Consider the following 19,105-nt stretch of genomic DNA (forward strand, 5'->3'; position numbering starts at 1 on the left):
TACTGCTGCCTCCCGTAGGAGTCTGGGCCGTGTCTCAGTCCCAGTGTGGCCGTTCACCCTCTCAGGTCGGCTACGCATCGTCGCCTTGGTGAGCCATTACCTCACCAACTAGCTAATGCGCCGCAGGCCCATCCCGCAGTGACAGATTGCTCCGTCTTTCATCCTCTTGGCAGGAGCCAAAAGGAATTATCCGGTATTAGCTACCGTTTCCGGTAGTTATCCCAGTCTGTGGGGCAGGTTGCCTACGTGTTACTCACCCGTCCGCCGCTAAGCCCATTTGAAAGCAAGCTTTCAAATTAACTCCGCTCGACTTGCATGTATTAGGCACGCCGCCAGCGTTCGTCCTGAGCCAGGATCAAACTCTCCAAATTGGTATTTAGAAAGAGCGATTGCTCATTTTGAAACATCTGACGAGAATTAAAAATTCTCATTTTGAATTCACTTTCGTGAATTCGATACTCACTCGTTGTTCAGTTTTCAAAGATCAAGCTGTTCTCGTTATCCGCTTAATGTCTCAGCAGCAACTCTTATACTATATCATGTCCAGCGTTTTAATGTCAAGCTCTTTTTTTAATTTCTTTTTTCGAGCTCGGCATCGTTTGTTTCTCGGCCGGAATTAGAATATACCATGTATAGAAGACCATTGCAAGTTTTTTTTTGAAAAAAACTATAAAGCTGCGATATATCCTTAATTCTCTCTCCTTAAAGCCATTTAGAACCTAGGATATATAGCAGCCATACATCTTCAATATACATTAAGCGATGATTTCATCAATATACAGCTCACGTTCGGTGGCCAGATTAACAATTGTTCCCTCCACCTGCACCATAGGCCGGGTAGGGTGTGTGCGATCCGTAAAGATAATCTCTCCATGACGACCATCACTGAGACGAATCCTTGTTCCGTTATACAGCTCTGTCGATTTCTGAATGAAAGTTTGAACGATGGCCGGGTCCAGCTTGCCGAAACTCTCCGTTAAGATCTGCTCCAGCACAAGATAAGGCGATTGTGCCTTCTTGTAGGCTCTTTCCAGCGTCATAGCATGGAAGATATCCGCTACAGCTACAATCTTGGCGTACACATGAATTTGGCTGCCTTCCATCCGAAGTGGGTAGCCTGAGCCATCCACCTTCTCATGATGCTGCAGTGCGGCAAGCCGCACACCTTCATTTATCGCCGTGACGTTGCGCAGCAATTGATAACCGTAGGTGGTATGTCTGCGTACCTCTTCCTTTTCTTCGTTCGTTAAGGATTCGGGCTTCAGCAATAGCGAAGGGTCTACCTTTACGTTCCCTATATCATGTAGCAATCCTGCGAAGGCAGCCTGCAACCAGTCCTTTTGCGGATAACCACACCATTGGGCGATCTTATATGAAGTCAACGCCGACAACACGGCGTTATGATAGTTGTAGTCCTGTTCGTTCAATGTCCGCGGCGCAAACTTCAGAACATGATATTCCTTCAAATGGCCGATCAGGATTTCGAGTTGGGTTCTCAATTCGAGGATCGGAAGGGGTGCTGCTGCTGCAGAACGATAACAGTTCTTAATGAGAGCTACCATCTTCTCATATTCATCATGCAAAACCGAGTTTCGGGATAGTGTTGACTCATTGATGAGCAATCCTGTTTTCGCCGTAGCTACTTTACTGCCAGACTTAACCTGCTCACTAACCTTAGCCTCAATCTCACTGCCCTCAATCTCCACCTGTTGAATCAAAAATGCCTGTAAAATCTCCATATCGCGCGGCAGCAACACCTTGCCCTTGGGAAACAACGTTCCTCCTAATGGCGTGACAACATCTTGTATAATTTTCGATCCTGGTTTAACTTCTCCAACTGCTATGTATGGCATAAGCTCAGCCCCTTTATTCGCTAACCCATTAATAGTGACACTCTTGTGGATTGAAACATCTAACGTCCGGCTAATCGCAATCCGAAGTTCCTTATTTCACCATGTCCCTAATTATAGTATGTAAGGGAGCCAGCGACCAGTATGAGGCAGGAGAATCCTGAATTTTATTTAAAAAAAGAGTGGAAGTCTCTGTAAAAGAAACTTCCACTCTTCAAATATACTTTATTCCAGATGATCGTCTTCGCTCTTCGTCTCTATTACGGACTCATCGCTTACGTTTTCCTCTGTAACCTGTCCTTCTTCGCCTTCCTCTGATTCAGACAAATCGTCCTCCTCATTCTTATCGGCTCGGCAAAGGGTAGCCACTGCATCATCTTCACGAATATTGATCAATTTAACACCTTGTGCATAACGACCCATGGTAGAAATACCATCCATGCTGGTACGGATCAAAGTACCGCTGGTCGTAATGATCATGAGGTCCTCATCCTTCTTAACAACCTTCAGACCGACCACCAGACCGTTCTTGTCTGTAAGGTTGATCGTCTTGATCCCCTTACCACCGCGCGTCTGGGAACGATAATCACCAGCTGGTGTACGTTTACCGTATCCCTTGGCCGTTACGATCAGCACCTCAAGATCCAGATCTACACAGTCCATACCGATAACATGGTCGTTGCTGTCTAGGGTAATCCCTTTGACACCCGTTGCGCTCCGTCCCATCGACCGTACATCGTTCTCGGAGAACGTGATCGACATACCGCGAGCCGTACCAATGATAAGATTTTGCTGCCCATCGGTCAGCTTCACTTCAATTAGAGAATCCTCTTCACGAAGATTGATAGCAATCAAGCCGCCTTTGCGGATGTTGTTATAGTCTTCAAGAGGCGTTTTCTTAACGATACCTTCACGGGTGGCGAAGAAGAGGTACTTATCACTATCAGCATCCTCTACCTGGATAACCGCACTGATCTTCTCCCCTTGTTCGATCTGGATCAGGTTGATGATCGGCGTCCCCCGCGCAGTTCGGCCAAGCTCCGGAATCTCATAGGCCTTGATCCGGTAGACTTTGCCCTTATCGGTGAAGAACATCAGGTAGTTATGAGAGTTACTCACAAAGAGATGCTCCACAAAATCCTGATCCTTCGTATCCATACCAATTACGCCGCGGCCTCCGCGCTTTTGGCTACGGTAGGTTGTCACCGGCAGGCGTTTGATATAGCCCGTATGCGTGATGGTAATAACAACCTCTTCCCGTGGGATCAAATCCTCGTCAAGGATGCTTTCTTCCCCAACGGTGATTTCTGTACGACGGTTGTCGGCATATTTATCACGCAGCTCCTGCAGCTCGTTACTGATAATCTCCAGCACGAGGTGCTCGTTAGCCAGAATCTCACGGTATTCCGCAATTTTAGCCAGCAGCTCATTGTATTCGTTCTCGATCTTCTCGCGTTCCAGACCGGTCAGACGCTGCATCCGCATATCGAGAATGGCTTGAGCCTGCTCAATACTTAAGCTGAAGGTATTCATCAGCCCTTCACGGGCGATGTCTGTGGTACGGGAAGCTCTAATGAGAGCAATAACCTCATCCAGGTGATCAAGCGCAATACGCAAGCCCTCCAAAATGTGGGCACGGGCTTCCGCTTTTTTCAGATCAAACTCTGTCCGGCGGCGGATAACTTCAATCTGATGCTGCAGATAGTGGTACAATACATCGCGCAGATTAAGAATCTTCGGTTCGTTGTTCACGATCGCAAGCATATTGATCCCGAATGTAGACTGCATTGAGGTGTGCTTATATAGATTGTTCAAGACGACACTTGGATTAACATCGCGTCTCATCTCTACAACGACACGCATACCGTTTCTGTCCGATTCATCACGAAGATCAGTAATACCCTCAATCCGCTTCTCACGTACCAATTCAGCGATCTTCTCAACCAGCCGCGCCTTGTTTACCTGATATGGCAGCTCATGCACGATAATACGCGCCTTGCCGTTGTACTCTTCGATCGTAGCCTTCGCACGCATCGTAACTGAGCCCCGGCCTGTACGATAAGCCTGACGAATCCCTTCGCGGCCCAAAATGTATCCCGATGTAGGGAAATCCGGTCCTTGAATATATTCCATCAGTTCCATTGGCGTAATCTCGGGATTACGGATCATTGCCTGTACCCCATCAATAACCTCTCCTAGGTTATGCGGCGGAATATTGGTTGCCATCCCTACAGCAATACCAGATACGCCGTTAACAAGCAGGTTCGGATAACGTGCAGGCAGAACCACTGGCTCATGCTCTTCACCATCATAGTTTGGTGCGAAATTTACGGTCTCCTTATTCAGATCCCGGAGCATTTCCATTGCGATTTTGGAAAGACGTGCTTCCGTATACCGCATAGCAGCAGCCATGTCACCATCGATTGAACCGAAGTTACCGTGACCGTCAACCAGCATATAACGCATCGAGAAATCCTGAGCCATACGTACCATTGTTTCATATACGGCAGAGTCTCCGTGAGGGTGGTACTTACCAATGACCTCACCGACGATTCTCGCTGATTTCTTATGGGGTTTATCCGGAGACATTCCGAGTTCCGACATCGCAAACAGAATGCGCCTGTGAACCGGCTTCAATCCGTCCCGCACATCGGGTAAAGCCCGACTGACAATGATGCTCATTGCGTAATCCATAAATGAATCGCGCATTTCCACCCCAATGTCCCGGTCTTTGATTTGCGGGTTATTTTGTTCAGCCATGAGTGCTGGACCTCCTTCAGTTAAAAAACCGCTACCCTTTATTATATTACTTTCACAAAAGTAGCACAATTAAACATAATAGCCTTTTATCTTTTAAATCTGATTTCTTTTGTTCCTGTAAGGGTATATGCCCTTTCCGCGAACGCCCTCCACACATAGACTGTACAGAGAGAAAGATAGCTTTAATCGTTCTATGTTCGTCCAATAAAGCATAATCCCATATCCTTGTATTATACCATTGTTTAAAGAGCTTGTCCTGAAATTTCAGGCCACAGGAGATTAGGCTCCCTAAGGAGTTCTGCAAGCAAGGACTCTAAGGAGCAGCACCTGCAGATAACCTTTAAGGAGGGCAATGATGAAAATTCAACGGGTCTCCAGCAAATGGGCCAAAACAAGTGTAATTCTACTCAATCCCGGATTATCGAATTACATTCCTGACACTCGCAAATACAATTTCCCTACACTTGTAGAAATGCTAGCCATACACGCAACAGTGTACGTTAAGCCTGACCGAGGAACATATGGTAGCGGTGTGATGAGAGCCGAACAGCGAGTGGTCTCCCTAGCGCCCAGCATTCTGGCGGAAGATAGCGATGATCGCAAAGCGGTTCGGAAGGAAGAGAAAACCATGTACATTCTGCGCTACAACAAAACAGCGCAAATCTTCGCTTCCCCCCAGGAACTGCACGAAGCTATATTAGGCCGAACACAGGGAAAATTCTATCTGATCCAAAAAGGAATCGATCTGCTGCGACATCATGACCGCCCATTCGACCTGCGGGTTCTTGCCCAGAAAACACCATTGGGCACCTGGGAAACCACCGGAATGCTTGGCCGGGTGGCCGCACCGCATAAAATCGTGACCAATTATCACAACGGAGGCCGCATTCTACAGGTAAATACTTTATTCAAAGAGCATATGAACCCTTCCGAGTCCAGCACCGCCATCCAACAATTAAAGCAGCTTGGTGTTCAAATTGCAGGCCAGCTTGAGCTATCCTATCCGGGAATTAAAGAAATTGGACTGGATGTCGCCCTGGATCAGCACCATGACATGTGGCTCCTGGAGGTGAACACCCTCCCCTCCATCATCGTCTTCAAGTTGTTTCCCGACAAATCCATCTATCGTAAAATCCACCGTTATGCCGTCGCCTACGGAAGACTCAAGAAATCCGGGGACTCTGTTTCTTCTCGCCGCAAGGCACTATGACGTCTTTTCTTATCATTGTCTAAAAAAGAAAACCTCCGGCCTGCTTATTCCGAGCGGAATAGCAACCGGAGGTTTCTGTATTACTAATACTCGTTAGTCTTGTTCAGCCTACACGTCAAGATTCTTGACGGATTTGGCATGTTCTTGAATAAAGTCACGCCGCGGCTCGACATTGTCGCCCATCAGCGTATCGAAAATGCTGTCAGCCAGTATCGCATCTTCAATCGTGACTTGCAGCATGGTCCGACTCTCAGGATCCATAGTTGTATCCCAAAGCTGCTCTGCATTCATCTCGCCCAGACCTTTATAGCGCTGGACATTGACTTTCACGTTCTCTCCGAAAGTGGCAATGATCTCATCGCGCTCTTTTTCGGTACTCGCATACCGTACAACCTTGTTGCGCTCAATCTTAAAGAGCGGTGGCTGGGCGATATAGATATATCCCGCGTCTACCAGTTTACGCATGTACCGGTAGAAGAACGTCAGCAGCAATGTTCTGATATGGGCTCCATCAACGTCTGCGTCCGTCATAATAACAACTTTGTGGTAACGTGCTTTGGATAAATCGAAGTCATCCCCGATGCCCGTACCCAGAGCGGTAATGATTGCCCGAATCTCAGCATTGGACAAAATACGATCCAGACGAGCTTTCTCTACGTTCAGGATTTTACCGCGCAGCGGCAGGATCGCCTGGAAATGACGGTCCCGGCCCTGTTTGGCCGATCCGCCGGCAGAGTCACCTTCGACGATGTACAGTTCACTGATGGAAGCGTCCTTGGACGAACAGTCTGCCAGCTTACCAGGCAGGGCACTGACTTCAAGCGCACTCTTACGACGAGTCAGCTCACGCGCTTTACGCGCAGCTTCACGGGCACGTGAAGCCTGCAGTGATTTCTCCAGCACACGGCGGGATACTGCCGGATTCTCCTCTAGGAATTCCTGAAGTTTCTCTCCGAACAGGGATTCCACAATACCGCGGACTTCACTGTTGCCGAGCTTGGTCTTCGTCTGACCCTCGAACTGAGGTTCAGGGATTTTGACGGAAATTATCGCTGTCAGACCTTCCCGCACATCATCCCCGGTCAAATTGGAATTGCCGTCCTTGATTACGCCCGACTTGCGGGCATAATCGTTGATAATACGCGTCAAGGCGCTCTTGAAGCCCGATTCGTGGGTTCCGCCCTCATGTGTATTGATATTATTAGCAAAAGAATAAATATTCTCGGTGTAGGAATCGTTATATTGCAGCGCCACTTCAACCTGGATCATATCGCGAGAGCCTTCTACGTAGATAGGATCCTCGTGCAGCGCTTCTTTCTTCTCATTCAGATATTTCACATATTCCACAATACCGCCATCGTATCTGAAGGCATTGGATACACCAGTGCGCTCATCTGTCAGCGAAAGCTCAATTCCCTTGTTCAGAAAAGCAAGCTCCCGAATACGGGTAAGCAGCGTCGTGTATTCAAAGATTGTAGTCTCCGTAAAAATCTCCGGGTCTGGGTGGAATGTAGTTGTCGTACCTGTCTCTTCCGTATCACCGGTAATCTTGATATCGTACTGCGGAACGCCACGTCTGTATTCTTGCTGGTGAATGTGACCTTCACGTTTTACAGACACCACGACTCTCTCGGACAAGGCGTTCACTACGGAGATCCCCACGCCGTGCAGACCGCCGGATACCTTATATCCCCCGCCACCGAATTTACCGCCAGCATGCAGTACAGTCATAACCACTTCAAGCGTCGACTTCTTGAGCTTCGTGTTCTCCCCTACAGGGATTCCCCGCCCGTTGTCGATAACGGTGATGCTGTTATCCTCGTGTATAATCACTTGAATCCGGTCGCAATAACCTGCCAGCGCCTCGTCGATACTGTTATCTACGACCTCCCACACCAAATGATGCAGACCTTTAGCGCTCGTAGAGCCGATGTACATGCCCGGGCGTTTCCGAACCGCTTCCAGCCCTTCTAGTACCTGAATCTGGCTCTCATCATATGTCGGTTGATTCATTGACATGCCTTCACCTACTTCTTTCAGATTATCTCTTTGTTACTGCGGTAGAGCTATATTTCCAACAGCATTTTGGCTCTTTTCTTGAGAGTGGAGGAGGAAATGGGGGAGTAGTACACGCTATTCTTGGTTACGACAATAGATTTCGCTTCCTCTTCACCAATCCGAACCAGCTTCTTATCCTGCTGAGACTGAATGACGAACTGTTTGGATACCTTGGAAGATTTCTCAATCGAAATATCAAATATAGCAATCAGCTCTGATGACCGGATGATCTTTTCCCCGCCCAAATGAATATACATCTTCTTCCTCCGCTCTTTATAGCTCCACTTGTCCGTCACGAACATGATATAGGCTTGCGCCTTTTAATTTATCGGCATGCAGACCTTCAATTCCCGTAGCGGTAATGAATGTCTGTACCTTGCTTTGAAAGGTTTCAATAAGCTGAGTCTGGCGATAAGGATCAAGCTCGGATAACACATCATCAAGAAGCAGCACAGGATACTCCCCAATCTCCTCATGGATCAGCTCGATTTCCGCCAGCTTGAGCGACAGGGCTGTCGTGCGCTGCTGTCCCTGGGACCCGTAGACTTGGGCTTCACGTCCGTTGATAAAAAAGGACAGGTCATCCCGATGGGGACCCGTCAGCGTCATGCCGCGCCTGATTTCCTGCTCTCTCGTTTGTGATAACTTTAACATAAAATTGTCTAATAAGACAGCTTCATCTTCTTCCTCTCTCTCGCCAAAAGAGGGTACGTAGCGCAATTTGAGCTCTTCTCCGCCATTTGTAATTCCCTTGTGGATGCTTTCCGCCCAGATCTGCAGCTTCTTTATGAATTCTTTCCTTTTTTTGACGATTTTAACACCATGCTCTACAAGTTGAGCATCCCAGATCTCCAGCATCTCCGTTCCGCCAGCGGGCTTGCCCCATAATTGCTTCAGCAGATTGCCTCTTTGCAGCAAAATTTTCTGGTACTGCTGCAGGTGAAACAGATAGCCGGGCTGCACCTGCCCGATCTCCATATCAAGGAAACGGCGTCGAACACCCGGTGTGCCTTTAACAATCTCCAGGTCCTCCGGAGCAAACATCACCACATTGAGTGATCCTACGAACTCACTCAGCCGGCGCTGCTCCAGACCGTTGACCTTCGCCTTCTTCCCTTGGGCAGAGAGACTGAGCTCCAGCTTCAGATCTCCGTATTTGCGCTGAATCTCGGCATAAATCTGCGCACTGCCACTAGGAGCATCGAACGAGATTAGCTCACGATCCTTGGAGGTGCGGTGGCTTTTGGTCATCGCCAGGACGAACAAGGCCTCCATGAGGTTTGTTTTGCCTTGGGCGTTCTGACCGAGGATCAGATTGACATCCCCCAGGCTTTCCAGACGCAGCAGCCCGTAATTGCGATAATGCTGCAGGCCGATATTTTTAACAAACACGAAATGGTTCCTCCCAAGACCCCACAGGCGTGGAGTTTATGCTACAAAGCTTATTTCATTAAGCGAAAATCATGTGCTCCAAGATCGTATGAAGCTCCCACGAGCGTAAAATGCCCTAAAGCTTTATTTTATACCAAAAACACTGATTGTTGTAGTCTTGCAAATACTAGCCGTTGTTTGGACTCAAAAAAGCGACTCCGAAGAGCCGCTCTAATCACTAGGGGTTCTCCCCCTCTTTATTTCTGCACTTCGCCGCCAATGACCTCGAACGAGCCTTCATCCTGCACTTCAATGCGGTCGCCCGGATAGAGCTTTCTGCCCCGGCGTTCTTCCTTCTCCCCATTGACCAAGACTAGTCCTTCCTGCAACAGGGCCTTGGCCATTCCCCCTGTGGATACACAATCCGACAGTTTCAGAAATTGATCCAGCTTGATATATCCACTGTGGATAAGTATTTTTTTCATTATTTTTATCCTTTCCACCACTTATCCACAGGCTCGTGAACAGTGACTTTAGTTAGTCGTACGATATGGCAAAATCACATACATACTGCGGCTGTCATCCAGCGGACGCAAAATAATCGGACTCATCATTCCGGTGAAGGCAATGACAAGCTGCTCGCTTTCGATAACTTTGAGCACATCTAGCATATATTTGGAGTTGAACGAGATTTTCAGAGGTTCCCCTTTAAAATCAATAGTCTCCAGCTCTTCACGCACTTTACCCAGCTCTGAGGAACTGGAGGAAATTTCGATGCCGCCCTGATCCAGGGTCTGCATGCGGACAATGTTCGTTTTTTCCTCACGGGACAGCAAATAAGCACGGTCAATCGACTCGCTTAATTTTTTCGTGTCCAAAGTTAGTTCTGTTTTGTAGGCAGTTGGAATAATTCTAGAAGTATCCGGATAAATACCGTCCAAGATACGGGAATAGAACAGCACTTTGTCGATTTTGAAGAGAACCTGATTATCGGCTACGACGATATCCACCAGCATATTTTGGTCAGGGATGATTTTGCTCAGTTCGTTCAAGGTTTTTCCGGCAATAACAACATTGCCAAAATGAACATTCTCTGTTCCCTCCAAATGGGCTGCTCGGGTAGCGAGCCGGTGACGGTCTGTAGCGGTGAACTTGAACTCGTTATCGCTCAGATTCCAGAGAATTCCCGTAAGAATCGGTGTCGTTTCCTGAGTGGAGATGGAGAATGCCGTCTGCTTGATCATATTTTTGAGCAAATCGCCTGGGATAGAGATCATATCATTTTCTTCGATGTTCGGCAGCACTGGGAATTCTTCCGGGTCCAGTCCTACGATTTGAATCTCGGTTGAACCAGAAGAGATATAGGTTTGGAAGCCTTCTTTAACTTCCATGTGGATTTCTTTGGAAGGCAATTTTTTGATGATTTCTACGAAAAATTTAGCTGGAAGCACAACGCTACCTGGTTGCTCAACTTTTACGATGGTATGGCTATCATTCTCGGCAGGAATAAACGACTGAATCGAAATATCGGTGTCGCTTGCTGTCAAAGTTACGCCTTGATGGGTAACTTCCAGCTTAATCCCGGTCAGAATGGGAATAGTCGTTCTGCTGGAGATCGCTTTGGATACATGTCCAATGGATTCGTTGAGTTCGTTTTTGAGAATGCTTATTTTCATGATTTCACTCCTAGCTGAAAATTGGGAAGTTGCGTTATGCAGTGAGTTATTCACACTGTTTATAGATGATGAATTATTATAGTTATTTAATAGTATTAGTAGTAGGAGCGTCTAATATGTGGATAACCTTCGAAAGCCGCATAAAATTAAGCCTACCCACATGTGTATAGATTGTGTATAGGCTCTGTATTCCTCTTAGGAAGGATTTTTGATTTTCTCCGCAAGATTATTTACCACTTTGTACAGCTCCTGATCGACCTTTAGTGATTGTGTTATTTTCTCGTGTGCATGAATAACTGTCGTATGGTCACGTCCCCCGAAAGCTTCACCGATCTTGGGTAACGAATAGTCTGTTAATTCACGAGAGAGATACATGGCGATCTGGCGCGGGAAAGCTACGGCTTTCGTGCGTTTGCGTGCCTTGAAGTCCTCCAGGCGCAAATTGTAGTATTCACCAACTTTTTGCTGAATATCACCGATGGTAATCATCTTCGGACGGCTAGAAGGAATGATATCCTTCAGCGCTTCCGCTGCCAGATGGGTGGTGACATCCTGATTGGTCAAGGAAGAATAGGCCACGACCCGAATCAGCGCGCCTTCCAGTTCACGAATGTTCGTATCAATCTGGTTGGCGATGTACATCATCGCTTCATTAGGGATGTCGAGGTTCTCCGCTTTCGCCTTTTTACGCAAAATTGCGATCCGTGTCTCCAGATCCGGCGGCTGGATATCCGTAATAAGACCCCATTCGAACCTGGAACGTAGCCGTTCCTCGAGAGTCGGGATTTCTTTTGGTGGTCGGTCACTGGAAATAATGATTTGTTTGCGTTCTTCGTGCAGGGCGTTGAATGTATGGAAGAATTCCTCCTGCGTGGATTCTTTGCCGGCCAGGAATTGAATGTCGTCAATAAGCAGAATGTCTACGTTGCGGTATTTGTTACGGAAGCTTTCCCCACGATTGTCACGGATGGAGTTGATGAACTCATTCGTGAATTTCTCGGAGGAAATATAAATAACCTTGTTATTGGGGTTATGCTCCAGCACGTAATGGCCGATCGCATGCATCAGGTGGGTTTTTCCGAGACCCACTCCGCCGTACAGGAACAAGGGGTTGTAGGCTTTGGCCGGCGCCTCGGCGACGGCTAGCGAAGCCGCGTGGGCAAAACGGTTGCCCGAACCGATGACAAATGTGTCAAAGGTATATTTGGGATTGAGCAGATGGGTCTGCGCTTCTTCGCGCGAAACGGCAGGGGATGGGGCAGACTGCTGTATGATCAGCTCGGCCGGCTTATTCTCCTCAATGACGAATTTGACATCCACTTGTTGCCCGGTAACTTCCAGAACTGTAGCTCCCACCAGCTTGGTGTAGCGACTTTCCAGCCATTCTACTGCGAATGTTGTCGGAGCCGAGATAATGAGTACCTGTTGGTTGAAGGTTAACGCTTTGGTCGCCTTAAACCAGGTATCGAAACTTGGCTTGCTCAGTTTGGATTGGATGATTGATAATATTTGCTGCCATAATTCGGAAGTATGGCTGTCCACAGACTGTCACTCCTTTAAATCTTCCAAATGTGGCATCAGCCATGAAGTGGAAATGTCGAAGAAAATATATAGATGCTGATATTTATCCCCAATACAAAGGACGAGGGGACAAAAAAATATGGATAAATTTGAATTGTTCACAACTTTATCCACAGCTTGTTGATAATATAGAGAGCAAACAAATCTATTCACATTCAAAAGTAATACCATCATAGCAAAAGCCCCCCTGTTTTTCAATGATTCGGGTCATTTTATCCACAAATTCAATCACTTGTGTACAAAATTTAAGAACAACACTACATATTGTTGATAAATTGTTTATCGTTCGACAGGAAGCGTCAGACTTTTGATTTTTTTATACACAGGTTGTCCTAGTCTGCGGACAATCGACTTCTTTTTTTAATCACAGGTGGATAAGTGTAGAATGCTGTGGATTATTTTTTGACGAATGGGGGTTGTGGATAATAGCCTTCTATAAGAGGGGGAGGAAGTCTGCAAAGACAGGTTGACTTTTGACCGATTATTGTGTTTAAATATATAAAGGTGTTTTCTGTGAGGATATGTCTTCAAACATTTAAATGATGATACTGTAGATACTGTCCCTACTTTAAGGACGGCCAAGCCGTTTCTGCTTAGATATGACAGTAATTAAGATCCTGTAAGGGAGGTGCAATACATGAGACCGACGTTCAAACCGAATGTGAGCAAACGCAAGAAGGTACATGGTTTCCGCAAAAGAATGAGCACGAAAAACGGCCGTAAAGTGCTGGCAGCTCGCCGCCTAAAAGGCAGAAAAGTTCTGAGTGCGTAAGTTAGGCCATTAAGGACCACTACGGTGGTCTTTTTTTCAACATATAAGACTGTAGTTGATCTCTATTCGTACTCCGCTTTCTTATAGTTCACAGGTGAAACGGGTATCGTCTTTCGGAAAGGGCGGTACCCGTTTTTCGCTTTTGCATTCATATTTTCCGGTGAAACCCTGCGAAGGTCTAGATTACGCTAGTATGCGTCGGCTACACTTTGTGGGGCTATTCGTATACACCTATATAGGAAGTAATCCGAATTGTCTTACCGTTAAGCGCCGATCAATCAGTGTACAAGCTGCCGTTTACGGCTATCGCGGGGTGAGTATACTACTAATATAGAAGGAAAAATTCCGGGCAGCCTAAAAAAGACCGGTTTTTTTCAAGTAAGGAGATTATCGTGCACAAAAGTTTGCGATTACGAAACCGCGCCGACTTCAGCCGCGTATACCGCCATGGAAAGTCATTTGCGAACCACCAATTCGTGGTGTATTGGTTCAATAGAAAAGAGGTGGAGCGTTTCCGGCTCGGAGTGTCGGTTAGCAAAAAGGTGGGGAACGCCGTTGTCCGCAACCGGATGCGAAGACTCGTGAAGGAGATTGTCAGGCATCATGAGCCAGAGATCGCAAGCGGCCTGGATCTGGTGTTTATTGTGCGAAAAGGGGCTCTCGCCATGGAATACACAGAGCTTGAGAAAAGTGTGCTTCATGTGCTTCGCAAAGCCAAGCTACTAAAGGCTTCCCGCAAATAAGAAGGGCCGAAGAGGCTTGTTTATTTGTATTCATAATTATGGTATGATTTACGGTGCAATGGAATGTTCAAGAGAGGGGTTTTGAAGTGTCTCTAATGAAGACTAGACGAGGAAAATGGTTCTTCCTCATCGCTGTAATGGTGTTGATGATCGCTGTCTTGTCCGGTTGCGCTCCGTCAGCCACTGTTACACACACTACGGAGGATTTGAAGAATGGCGGTTTCTGGCAAAGTAACGTTGTTTATTATTTTGCTATAGCGCTGGAAACGTTCGCAAAGTGGTTTAACGGACAATATGGACTAGCCGTACTTGTTATGGTTCTTATTGTGCGCACGCTGATTTTGCCGCTTACCATGAAACAGGTGAAGAGCTCGCGTGCGATGCAGGCCATTCAACCGGAGCTCCAGAAGATCCAGAAAAAATATAAAGACACACCTGAAAAAGTGCAGCAGGAAACGATGCGCCTCTTCCAGGAGAACAAGGTTAACCCGATGGCAGGATGTCTGCCGCTGATCGTGCAAATGCCGATTTTCATCGCGCTGTACAACTCGATTTATTACAACCCGCATCTGCGTGAGCATTCCTTCTTGTGGCTAGAGCTTGGCAAGCCGGACCATCTGTTCATTCTACCGGCACTGGCTGCAATCACGACGTTCCTGCAGACTCGTATGATGACGAAGATGAACCCGATGCAACAGCAGGGGCCAATGCAGTTCATGATGATGGTATACCCTGTCCTGATTTTCATCATGTCCTACAATTTCCCGTCTGCACTTCCGCTGTACTGGTTCTATAGTAACCTCTACACCATTGTTCAGAACTACTTCTTATACCGCAACAACGATAAAACTAAATTGGCTGTCGTAAACTCCGCGAACGACAAGGAAGATAGTCCTGCGAAGGGCAAGAACACATCTTCCACGAAGAGTAATGGCAGCAAGGCATCGAAGGGGGCCAAAAAGTCGAAATGAGCAAAGTCGTCGCGACAGGAAAAACCATTGAAGAAGCTGTAGAACGGGGAATGACCCAGCTTGGCGTTAACAGGGACCGCGTTACGGTCAATGTGATTGAACAGCCCTCAAGAGGATTCCTGGGATTGATCGGTGCGAAGGAGGCCAAGGTTGAATTGACCTTGATCCCTGCACCGGCGCCCGCGGCGAGTGCTCCGTCAGTGCCTCAGCAGTCAGCCAGAGAAAGTACACAGGAGGCTATCGGCGGTGTACCACGCCAAGATTCCGGACAACCGGGGGAAGAAGCTTACCAGCAAGCTGTACGTTTCATTGTGGACGTCGCCAAGAGCATGGGGCTCACGGTGGAAGTAGAAATCGTCCATGCCAAGGAATCGACTACTCTACAAATATCCGGTCCGGATCTTGGACTAGTCATTGGCAGAAGAGGACAAACGCTTGATGCCTTGCAGTATCTGGCGAATATCGTAGCTAATCGCTACTCTGACAGCTTTATTCGTCTCGTTCTGGATGCAGAGAATTTTCGGGAACGACGCAAGAAGACGCTGGAGGAGCTGGCGGATCGGCTTGCAGGCCGCGTCATCCGCACACGTAAAGAAGTTGTGCTGGAGCCGATGTCGCCTCAAGAACGGAAGATCATTCATTCCAGGCTGCAGGATCACAAGCAGGTGAACACACTCAGCAAGGGCGATGAACCCAATCGCCGCGTCGTAATTACTTTGAAGTAGAGACTATATGCCGCAATGACTCCTAGTCTAATCTATGGGGTCATTGCTTTTTTACAAATAAAACAGATAAATGTCCATATCTAATGAGGTGAATGACAACATGTTCAGCGATACAATAGCAGCCGTCTCAACGGCACTTGGAGAGGGAGGCATTGCTATTATCCGGGTAAGTGGCCCGGAGGCGATCAGCCAGGTAGCACCTTTGTTCCGAAGCCGGGTTCCACTGACAGAGGCGGAATCTCATACAGTTCATTACGGGCATATCATTAGTCCCGATAATGGAGAGACCATGGAAGAAGTACTCGTGACCTTGATGAAGGGGCCACGCTCTTTTACAACTGAGGATGTTGTGGAGATTAGTGCCCATGGCGGTATTATTTCTGTGCGCCGTGTGATGGACTTACTGCTGCAACAGGAGATCAGGCTCGCCGAGCCGGGGGAGTTCACTAAACGAGCTTTCCTGGGAGGAAGAATTGACCTGACACAGGCTGAGGCGGTTATTGATCTCATCCGTTCCAAATCAGACCGTGCTTTCTCAGTAGCACTGAAGCAAGTTAGTGGCTCTCTATCGGAGCGTATCCACACCCTTCGTCATTCTTTGATTGAGACCTTAGCTCATATCGAGGTCAATATTGATTATCCCGAGCACGATGTGGAGTCATTGACTGCTGAGTTTATTAAAGACAAGAGCAGTGAAGTAATGGAAGGCATCACCAAACTACTGAAGACTGCAAGTGAAGGCAAGATCCTTCGTGAGGGCATTACGACAGCAATTGTTGGACGTCCTAACGTCGGCAAATCCTCACTGCTTAACGCGCTGGCCCGGGATAACAAAGCGATTGTTACCGATATTCCCGGCACTACGCGTGATGTAATTGAAGAGTATGTCACCATCAATAATATTCCTCTGAAGCTACTCGATACTGCGGGTATCCGTGAGACCATGGATATTGTGGAAAAGATCGGGGTGGAGCGCTCCAAGGCTGCGGTCACTGGAGCTGACCTGATTTTGCTTGTGCTGAACTCCAATGAGGAACTGCATGAGGACGAATTGGCGCTCATGGAACAAATCCACGGTAGACAATGCCTGGTGATCATGAATAAAATGGACTTACCGTCCAAATTGGATAAGGCCAAGTTGCTTGCTCATTTTGAGGAGAGCAGTATTGTCCCGATGTCCGTTCTGGAAGAGGAAGGTCTGGATAAACTGGAAGATGCTATTTCAACACTGTTCTTCGGCGGCAAGCTGGAGTCCGGTGATTTGACATATGTGAGCAACGTCAGACATATCGCCCTGCTGAAAAAAGCGTACAAATCGCTGCAGGACGCTTATGATGCGGCGGAGCAGTTCATTCCGATCGACATGATTCAAATTGATGTGCGACTGGCTTGGGAACAGCTTGGCGAGATTGTCGGCGACACTGCTGCTGATTCGCTGCTAGACCAAATCTTCTCGCAATTTTGTTTGGGTAAATAACATTTATATAGGAGGAAACAGGACATGAGTTATGATGGAGGCAGCTATGACGTAATCGTCATCGGCGCCGGTCACGCCGGATGCGAAGCAGCTCTGGCTGCCGCCCGAATGGGCTGCAGTACATTAATGATCACGATCAACCTGGATATGGTGGCATTCATGCCCTGCAATCCGTCTATTGGCGGACCAGCTAAAGGACATGTGGTGCGTGAGATTGACGCTCTTGGCGGCGAGATGGGCCGTAATATAGATAAGACTTATATACAACTGCGGATGTTGAATACAGGGAAGGGGCCAGCTGTACATGCTCTGCGTGCACAGGCGGACAAGTTCCTCTATCAACATGCGATGAAAGAAACGATGGAGAAGACACCTAACCTGACACTGCGTCAGGGGATGGTAGAGCGTCTGATTATCGAAGATGGCCGCTGTGCGGGTGTTATTACGAAGACTGGAACAGAATATCACAGTAAGACCGTTATTCTGACTACCGGGACATATTTGCGTGGTAAAGTGATTATGGGTGAGCTCGCTTATGAAAGCGGACCTAACAATCAACAACCATCCATTAAGCTGTCCGAGCATTTGCGTGAGCTAGGCTTTGAACTAGCCCGTTTCAAGACGGGTACGCCGCCGCGGGTGCACAAGGATAGTATTGATTTCTCCAAGACTGAGATTCAGCCGGGAGACAGCAAACCTAAGTTCTTCTCCTTTGAAACAAAATCTTCGGACAACGAACAACTTCCTTGCTGGCTGACGTATACTTCGGAAGAGACGCATCAGATCATCAATGACAACCTTCACCGAGCGCCTATGTTCACAGGGGTTATTGAAGGAACGGGGCCACGTTACTGCCCCTCCATTGAGGATAAGGTAGTCCGGTTCAGTGATAAGTCCAAGCATCAGATTTTCCTGGAGCCTGAAGGCAAAAACACATCGGAATACTATGTACAAGGTCTATCCACGAGTCTTCCCGAAGATGTGCAATTGGCCGTTCTTCGCTCTATTCCGGGTATGGAAAAAGTAGAGATGATGCGTAATGGTTACGCTATCGAATATGATGCCATGGTACCTACTCAGCTCTGGCCATCCCTTGAAACGAAACGGCTGCCTGGCTTGTTCACAGCTGGACAAATCAACGGAACCTCTGGTTATGAAGAAGCGGCAGGACAAGGAGTAATGGCTGGTATTAACGCTGCCCGCAAAGTTCAGGACAAAGAGCCTGTTATCCTGGACCGTTCGCAAGGCTATATCGGCGTGCTGATTGATGATCTTGTAACCAAGGGAACCAACGAACCATACCGTTTGCTCACCTCGCGGGCTGAATACCGTCTGCTACTTCGCCATGACAATGCAGATCTGCGCCTGACGCCGATCGGTTATGACATTGGATTGATCCCGCAGGAACGTTACGATGCTTTTGTGGATAAGAAGGAGCGGGTAGAGCGTGAAATCGTCCGCCTGCAAGAAACCAAGGTGAAGCCAACCGAGATCAATCCTATCCTGGCACAGTTTGAATCCGCGGCTATTGTGGACGGTAGCAACTTGCTTGTCCTCATGCGTCGTCCGGAAGTGGATTATAGTTTGATCGATCAATTCTCCCCATCTCCTGTCGAACTGGACGAGGATATGAAGGAGCAAGTAGGCATCCAAATCAAGTACTCGGGTTATATCGAGAAACAGTTGCAACATGTGGAACGTCTGCAAAAGATGGAGAAGAAAAAGCTTCCTGAAGATATTAATTACAATGAGATTCACGGCATCGCCATGGAAGCCCGCCAGAAGCTCTCCAACATCCGTCCAATCTCTATTGGTCAGGCTTCCCGGATCTCCGGAGTAACTCCAGCCGATATTTCCATCCTGCTTGTGTATCTGGAGCATTATAACCGGGTGACGGCGGCGAAAGGATAA

The 19,105-nt window shown here is 47.6% G+C and carries 15 protein-coding genes and 1 rRNA gene; 7 read left to right on the forward strand and 9 right to left on the reverse strand.

Going from position 1 to position 19,105, the window contains the following annotated elements:
• The 3 genes from ACFVRY_RS22045 to gyrA all read right to left on the reverse strand — a co-directional run.
• Positions 1–371 (reverse strand): 16S ribosomal RNA (locus ACFVRY_RS22045); the annotation flags it as partial.
• 384 nt (positions 372–755) lie between these two features.
• A complete protein-coding gene (locus ACFVRY_RS22050) occupies positions 756–1,853 on the reverse strand; it encodes an HD-GYP domain-containing protein (protein ID WP_387502468.1) in 1,098 nt (365 codons plus the stop codon).
• A gap of 222 nt (positions 1,854–2,075) precedes the next feature.
• Positions 2,076–4,610 carry a DNA gyrase subunit A gene (gene gyrA, locus ACFVRY_RS22055; RefSeq protein ID WP_387502469.1) on the reverse strand — a complete coding sequence of 845 codons (2,535 nt, stop codon included), beginning with the start codon at positions 4,608–4,610 and terminating at the stop codon, positions 2,076–2,078.
• Positions 4,611–4,962: 352 nt separating this feature from the next.
• On the opposite strand from gyrA, the gene ACFVRY_RS22060 reads away from it, so the two are divergent.
• Positions 4,963–5,820, forward strand: a complete 858-nt coding sequence (locus ACFVRY_RS22060) for a YheC/YheD family protein (protein WP_387502470.1) — start codon at positions 4,963–4,965, stop codon at positions 5,818–5,820.
• Positions 5,821–5,928: 108 nt separating this feature from the next.
• On the opposite strand, the gene gyrB is transcribed toward ACFVRY_RS22060, so the two are convergent.
• From gyrB to dnaA, 6 genes are all read right to left on the reverse strand, one after another.
• Entirely contained in the window at positions 5,929–7,839 is a 1,911-nt protein-coding gene (gene gyrB, locus ACFVRY_RS22065; RefSeq protein WP_387502471.1) for a DNA topoisomerase (ATP-hydrolyzing) subunit B, read from the reverse strand.
• 47 nt (positions 7,840–7,886) lie between these two features.
• Positions 7,887–8,135 carry an extracellular matrix regulator RemB gene (gene remB, locus ACFVRY_RS22070; protein WP_066377786.1) on the reverse strand — a complete coding sequence of 83 codons (249 nt, stop codon included), beginning with the start codon at positions 8,133–8,135 and terminating at the stop codon, positions 7,887–7,889.
• A 16-nt stretch (positions 8,136–8,151) separates the two neighbouring features.
• On the reverse strand, positions 8,152–9,270 hold the full coding sequence (gene recF, locus ACFVRY_RS22075; RefSeq protein ID WP_387502472.1) for a DNA replication/repair protein RecF: 1,119 nt from the start codon (positions 9,268–9,270) through the stop codon (positions 8,152–8,154).
• Positions 9,271–9,506: 236 nt separating this feature from the next.
• Positions 9,507–9,734: a S4 domain-containing protein YaaA gene (gene yaaA, locus ACFVRY_RS22080; RefSeq protein WP_387502473.1), complete on the reverse strand. Its 228-nt coding sequence runs from the start codon at positions 9,732–9,734 to the stop codon at positions 9,507–9,509.
• Between the two features lie 48 nt (positions 9,735–9,782).
• Positions 9,783–10,925, reverse strand: a complete 1,143-nt coding sequence (gene dnaN / locus ACFVRY_RS22085) for a DNA polymerase III subunit beta (protein ID WP_175373534.1) — start codon at positions 10,923–10,925, stop codon at positions 9,783–9,785.
• A 195-nt stretch (positions 10,926–11,120) separates the two neighbouring features.
• Positions 11,121–12,467: a chromosomal replication initiator protein DnaA gene (dnaA, locus tag ACFVRY_RS22090; RefSeq protein WP_066377797.1), complete on the reverse strand. Its 1,347-nt coding sequence runs from the start codon at positions 12,465–12,467 to the stop codon at positions 11,121–11,123.
• A 676-nt stretch (positions 12,468–13,143) separates the two neighbouring features.
• Between dnaA and rpmH the strand changes: the two genes are divergently transcribed.
• From rpmH to mnmG, 6 genes are all read left to right on the forward strand, one after another.
• Complete coding sequence (gene rpmH, locus ACFVRY_RS22095) at positions 13,144–13,278, forward strand: 50S ribosomal protein L34 (protein ID WP_019914530.1); 135 nt, start codon at positions 13,144–13,146, stop codon at positions 13,276–13,278.
• Between the two features lie 392 nt (positions 13,279–13,670).
• A complete protein-coding gene (gene rnpA / locus ACFVRY_RS22100) occupies positions 13,671–14,021 on the forward strand; it encodes a ribonuclease P protein component (protein ID WP_387502474.1) in 351 nt (116 codons plus the stop codon).
• An 86-nt stretch (positions 14,022–14,107) separates the two neighbouring features.
• Entirely contained in the window at positions 14,108–14,992 is an 885-nt protein-coding gene (locus ACFVRY_RS22105; protein ID WP_387502475.1) for a YidC/Oxa1 family membrane protein insertase, read from the forward strand.
• Positions 14,989–15,717: an RNA-binding cell elongation regulator Jag/EloR gene (gene jag, locus ACFVRY_RS22110; protein WP_387502476.1), complete on the forward strand. Its 729-nt coding sequence runs from the start codon at positions 14,989–14,991 to the stop codon at positions 15,715–15,717. Before ACFVRY_RS22105 ends, jag begins: the two co-directional genes overlap by 4 nt.
• 100 nt (positions 15,718–15,817) lie before the next feature.
• Positions 15,818–17,194, forward strand: coding sequence for a tRNA uridine-5-carboxymethylaminomethyl(34) synthesis GTPase MnmE (mnmE, locus tag ACFVRY_RS22115; protein WP_387502477.1), 1,377 nt, complete (start codon positions 15,818–15,820; stop codon positions 17,192–17,194).
• A 24-nt stretch (positions 17,195–17,218) separates the two neighbouring features.
• Positions 17,219–19,105 carry a tRNA uridine-5-carboxymethylaminomethyl(34) synthesis enzyme MnmG gene (gene mnmG, locus ACFVRY_RS22120; RefSeq protein WP_387502478.1) on the forward strand — a complete coding sequence of 629 codons (1,887 nt, stop codon included), beginning with the start codon at positions 17,219–17,221 and terminating at the stop codon, positions 19,103–19,105.

The organism is Paenibacillus sp. NPDC057934 (genome assembly GCF_042887565.1).
Lineage (GTDB): Bacteria > Bacillota > Bacilli > Paenibacillales > Paenibacillaceae > Paenibacillus_AQ.

Bases quoted from the DNA above. Each gene is read 5' to 3' on its own strand.
- mnmG (WP_387502478.1), top strand. From the start codon at position 17,219: ATGAGTTATGATGGAGGCAGCTATGACGTAATCGTCATCGGCGCCGGT.
- mnmE (WP_387502477.1), top strand. From the start codon at position 15,818: ATGTTCAGCGATACAATAGCAGCCGTCTCAACGGCACTTGGAGAGGGA.
- ACFVRY_RS22060 (WP_387502470.1), top strand. From the start codon at position 4,963: ATGATGAAAATTCAACGGGTCTCCAGCAAATGGGCCAAAACAAGTGTA.
- dnaN (WP_175373534.1), bottom strand. From the start codon at position 10,925: ATGAAAATAAGCATTCTCAAAAACGAACTCAACGAATCCATTGGACAT.
- rpmH (WP_019914530.1), top strand. From the start codon at position 13,144: ATGAGACCGACGTTCAAACCGAATGTGAGCAAACGCAAGAAGGTACAT.
- jag (WP_387502476.1), top strand. From the start codon at position 14,989: ATGAGCAAAGTCGTCGCGACAGGAAAAACCATTGAAGAAGCTGTAGAA.
- gyrA (WP_387502469.1), bottom strand. From the start codon at position 4,610: ATGGCTGAACAAAATAACCCGCAAATCAAAGACCGGGACATTGGGGTG.
- remB (WP_066377786.1), bottom strand. From the start codon at position 8,135: ATGTATATTCATTTGGGCGGGGAAAAGATCATCCGGTCATCAGAGCTG.
- yaaA (WP_387502473.1), bottom strand. From the start codon at position 9,734: ATGAAAAAAATACTTATCCACAGTGGATATATCAAGCTGGATCAATTT.
- gyrB (WP_387502471.1), bottom strand. From the start codon at position 7,839: ATGTCAATGAATCAACCGACATATGATGAGAGCCAGATTCAGGTACTA.
- ACFVRY_RS22050 (WP_387502468.1), bottom strand. From the start codon at position 1,853: ATGCCATACATAGCAGTTGGAGAAGTTAAACCAGGATCGAAAATTATA.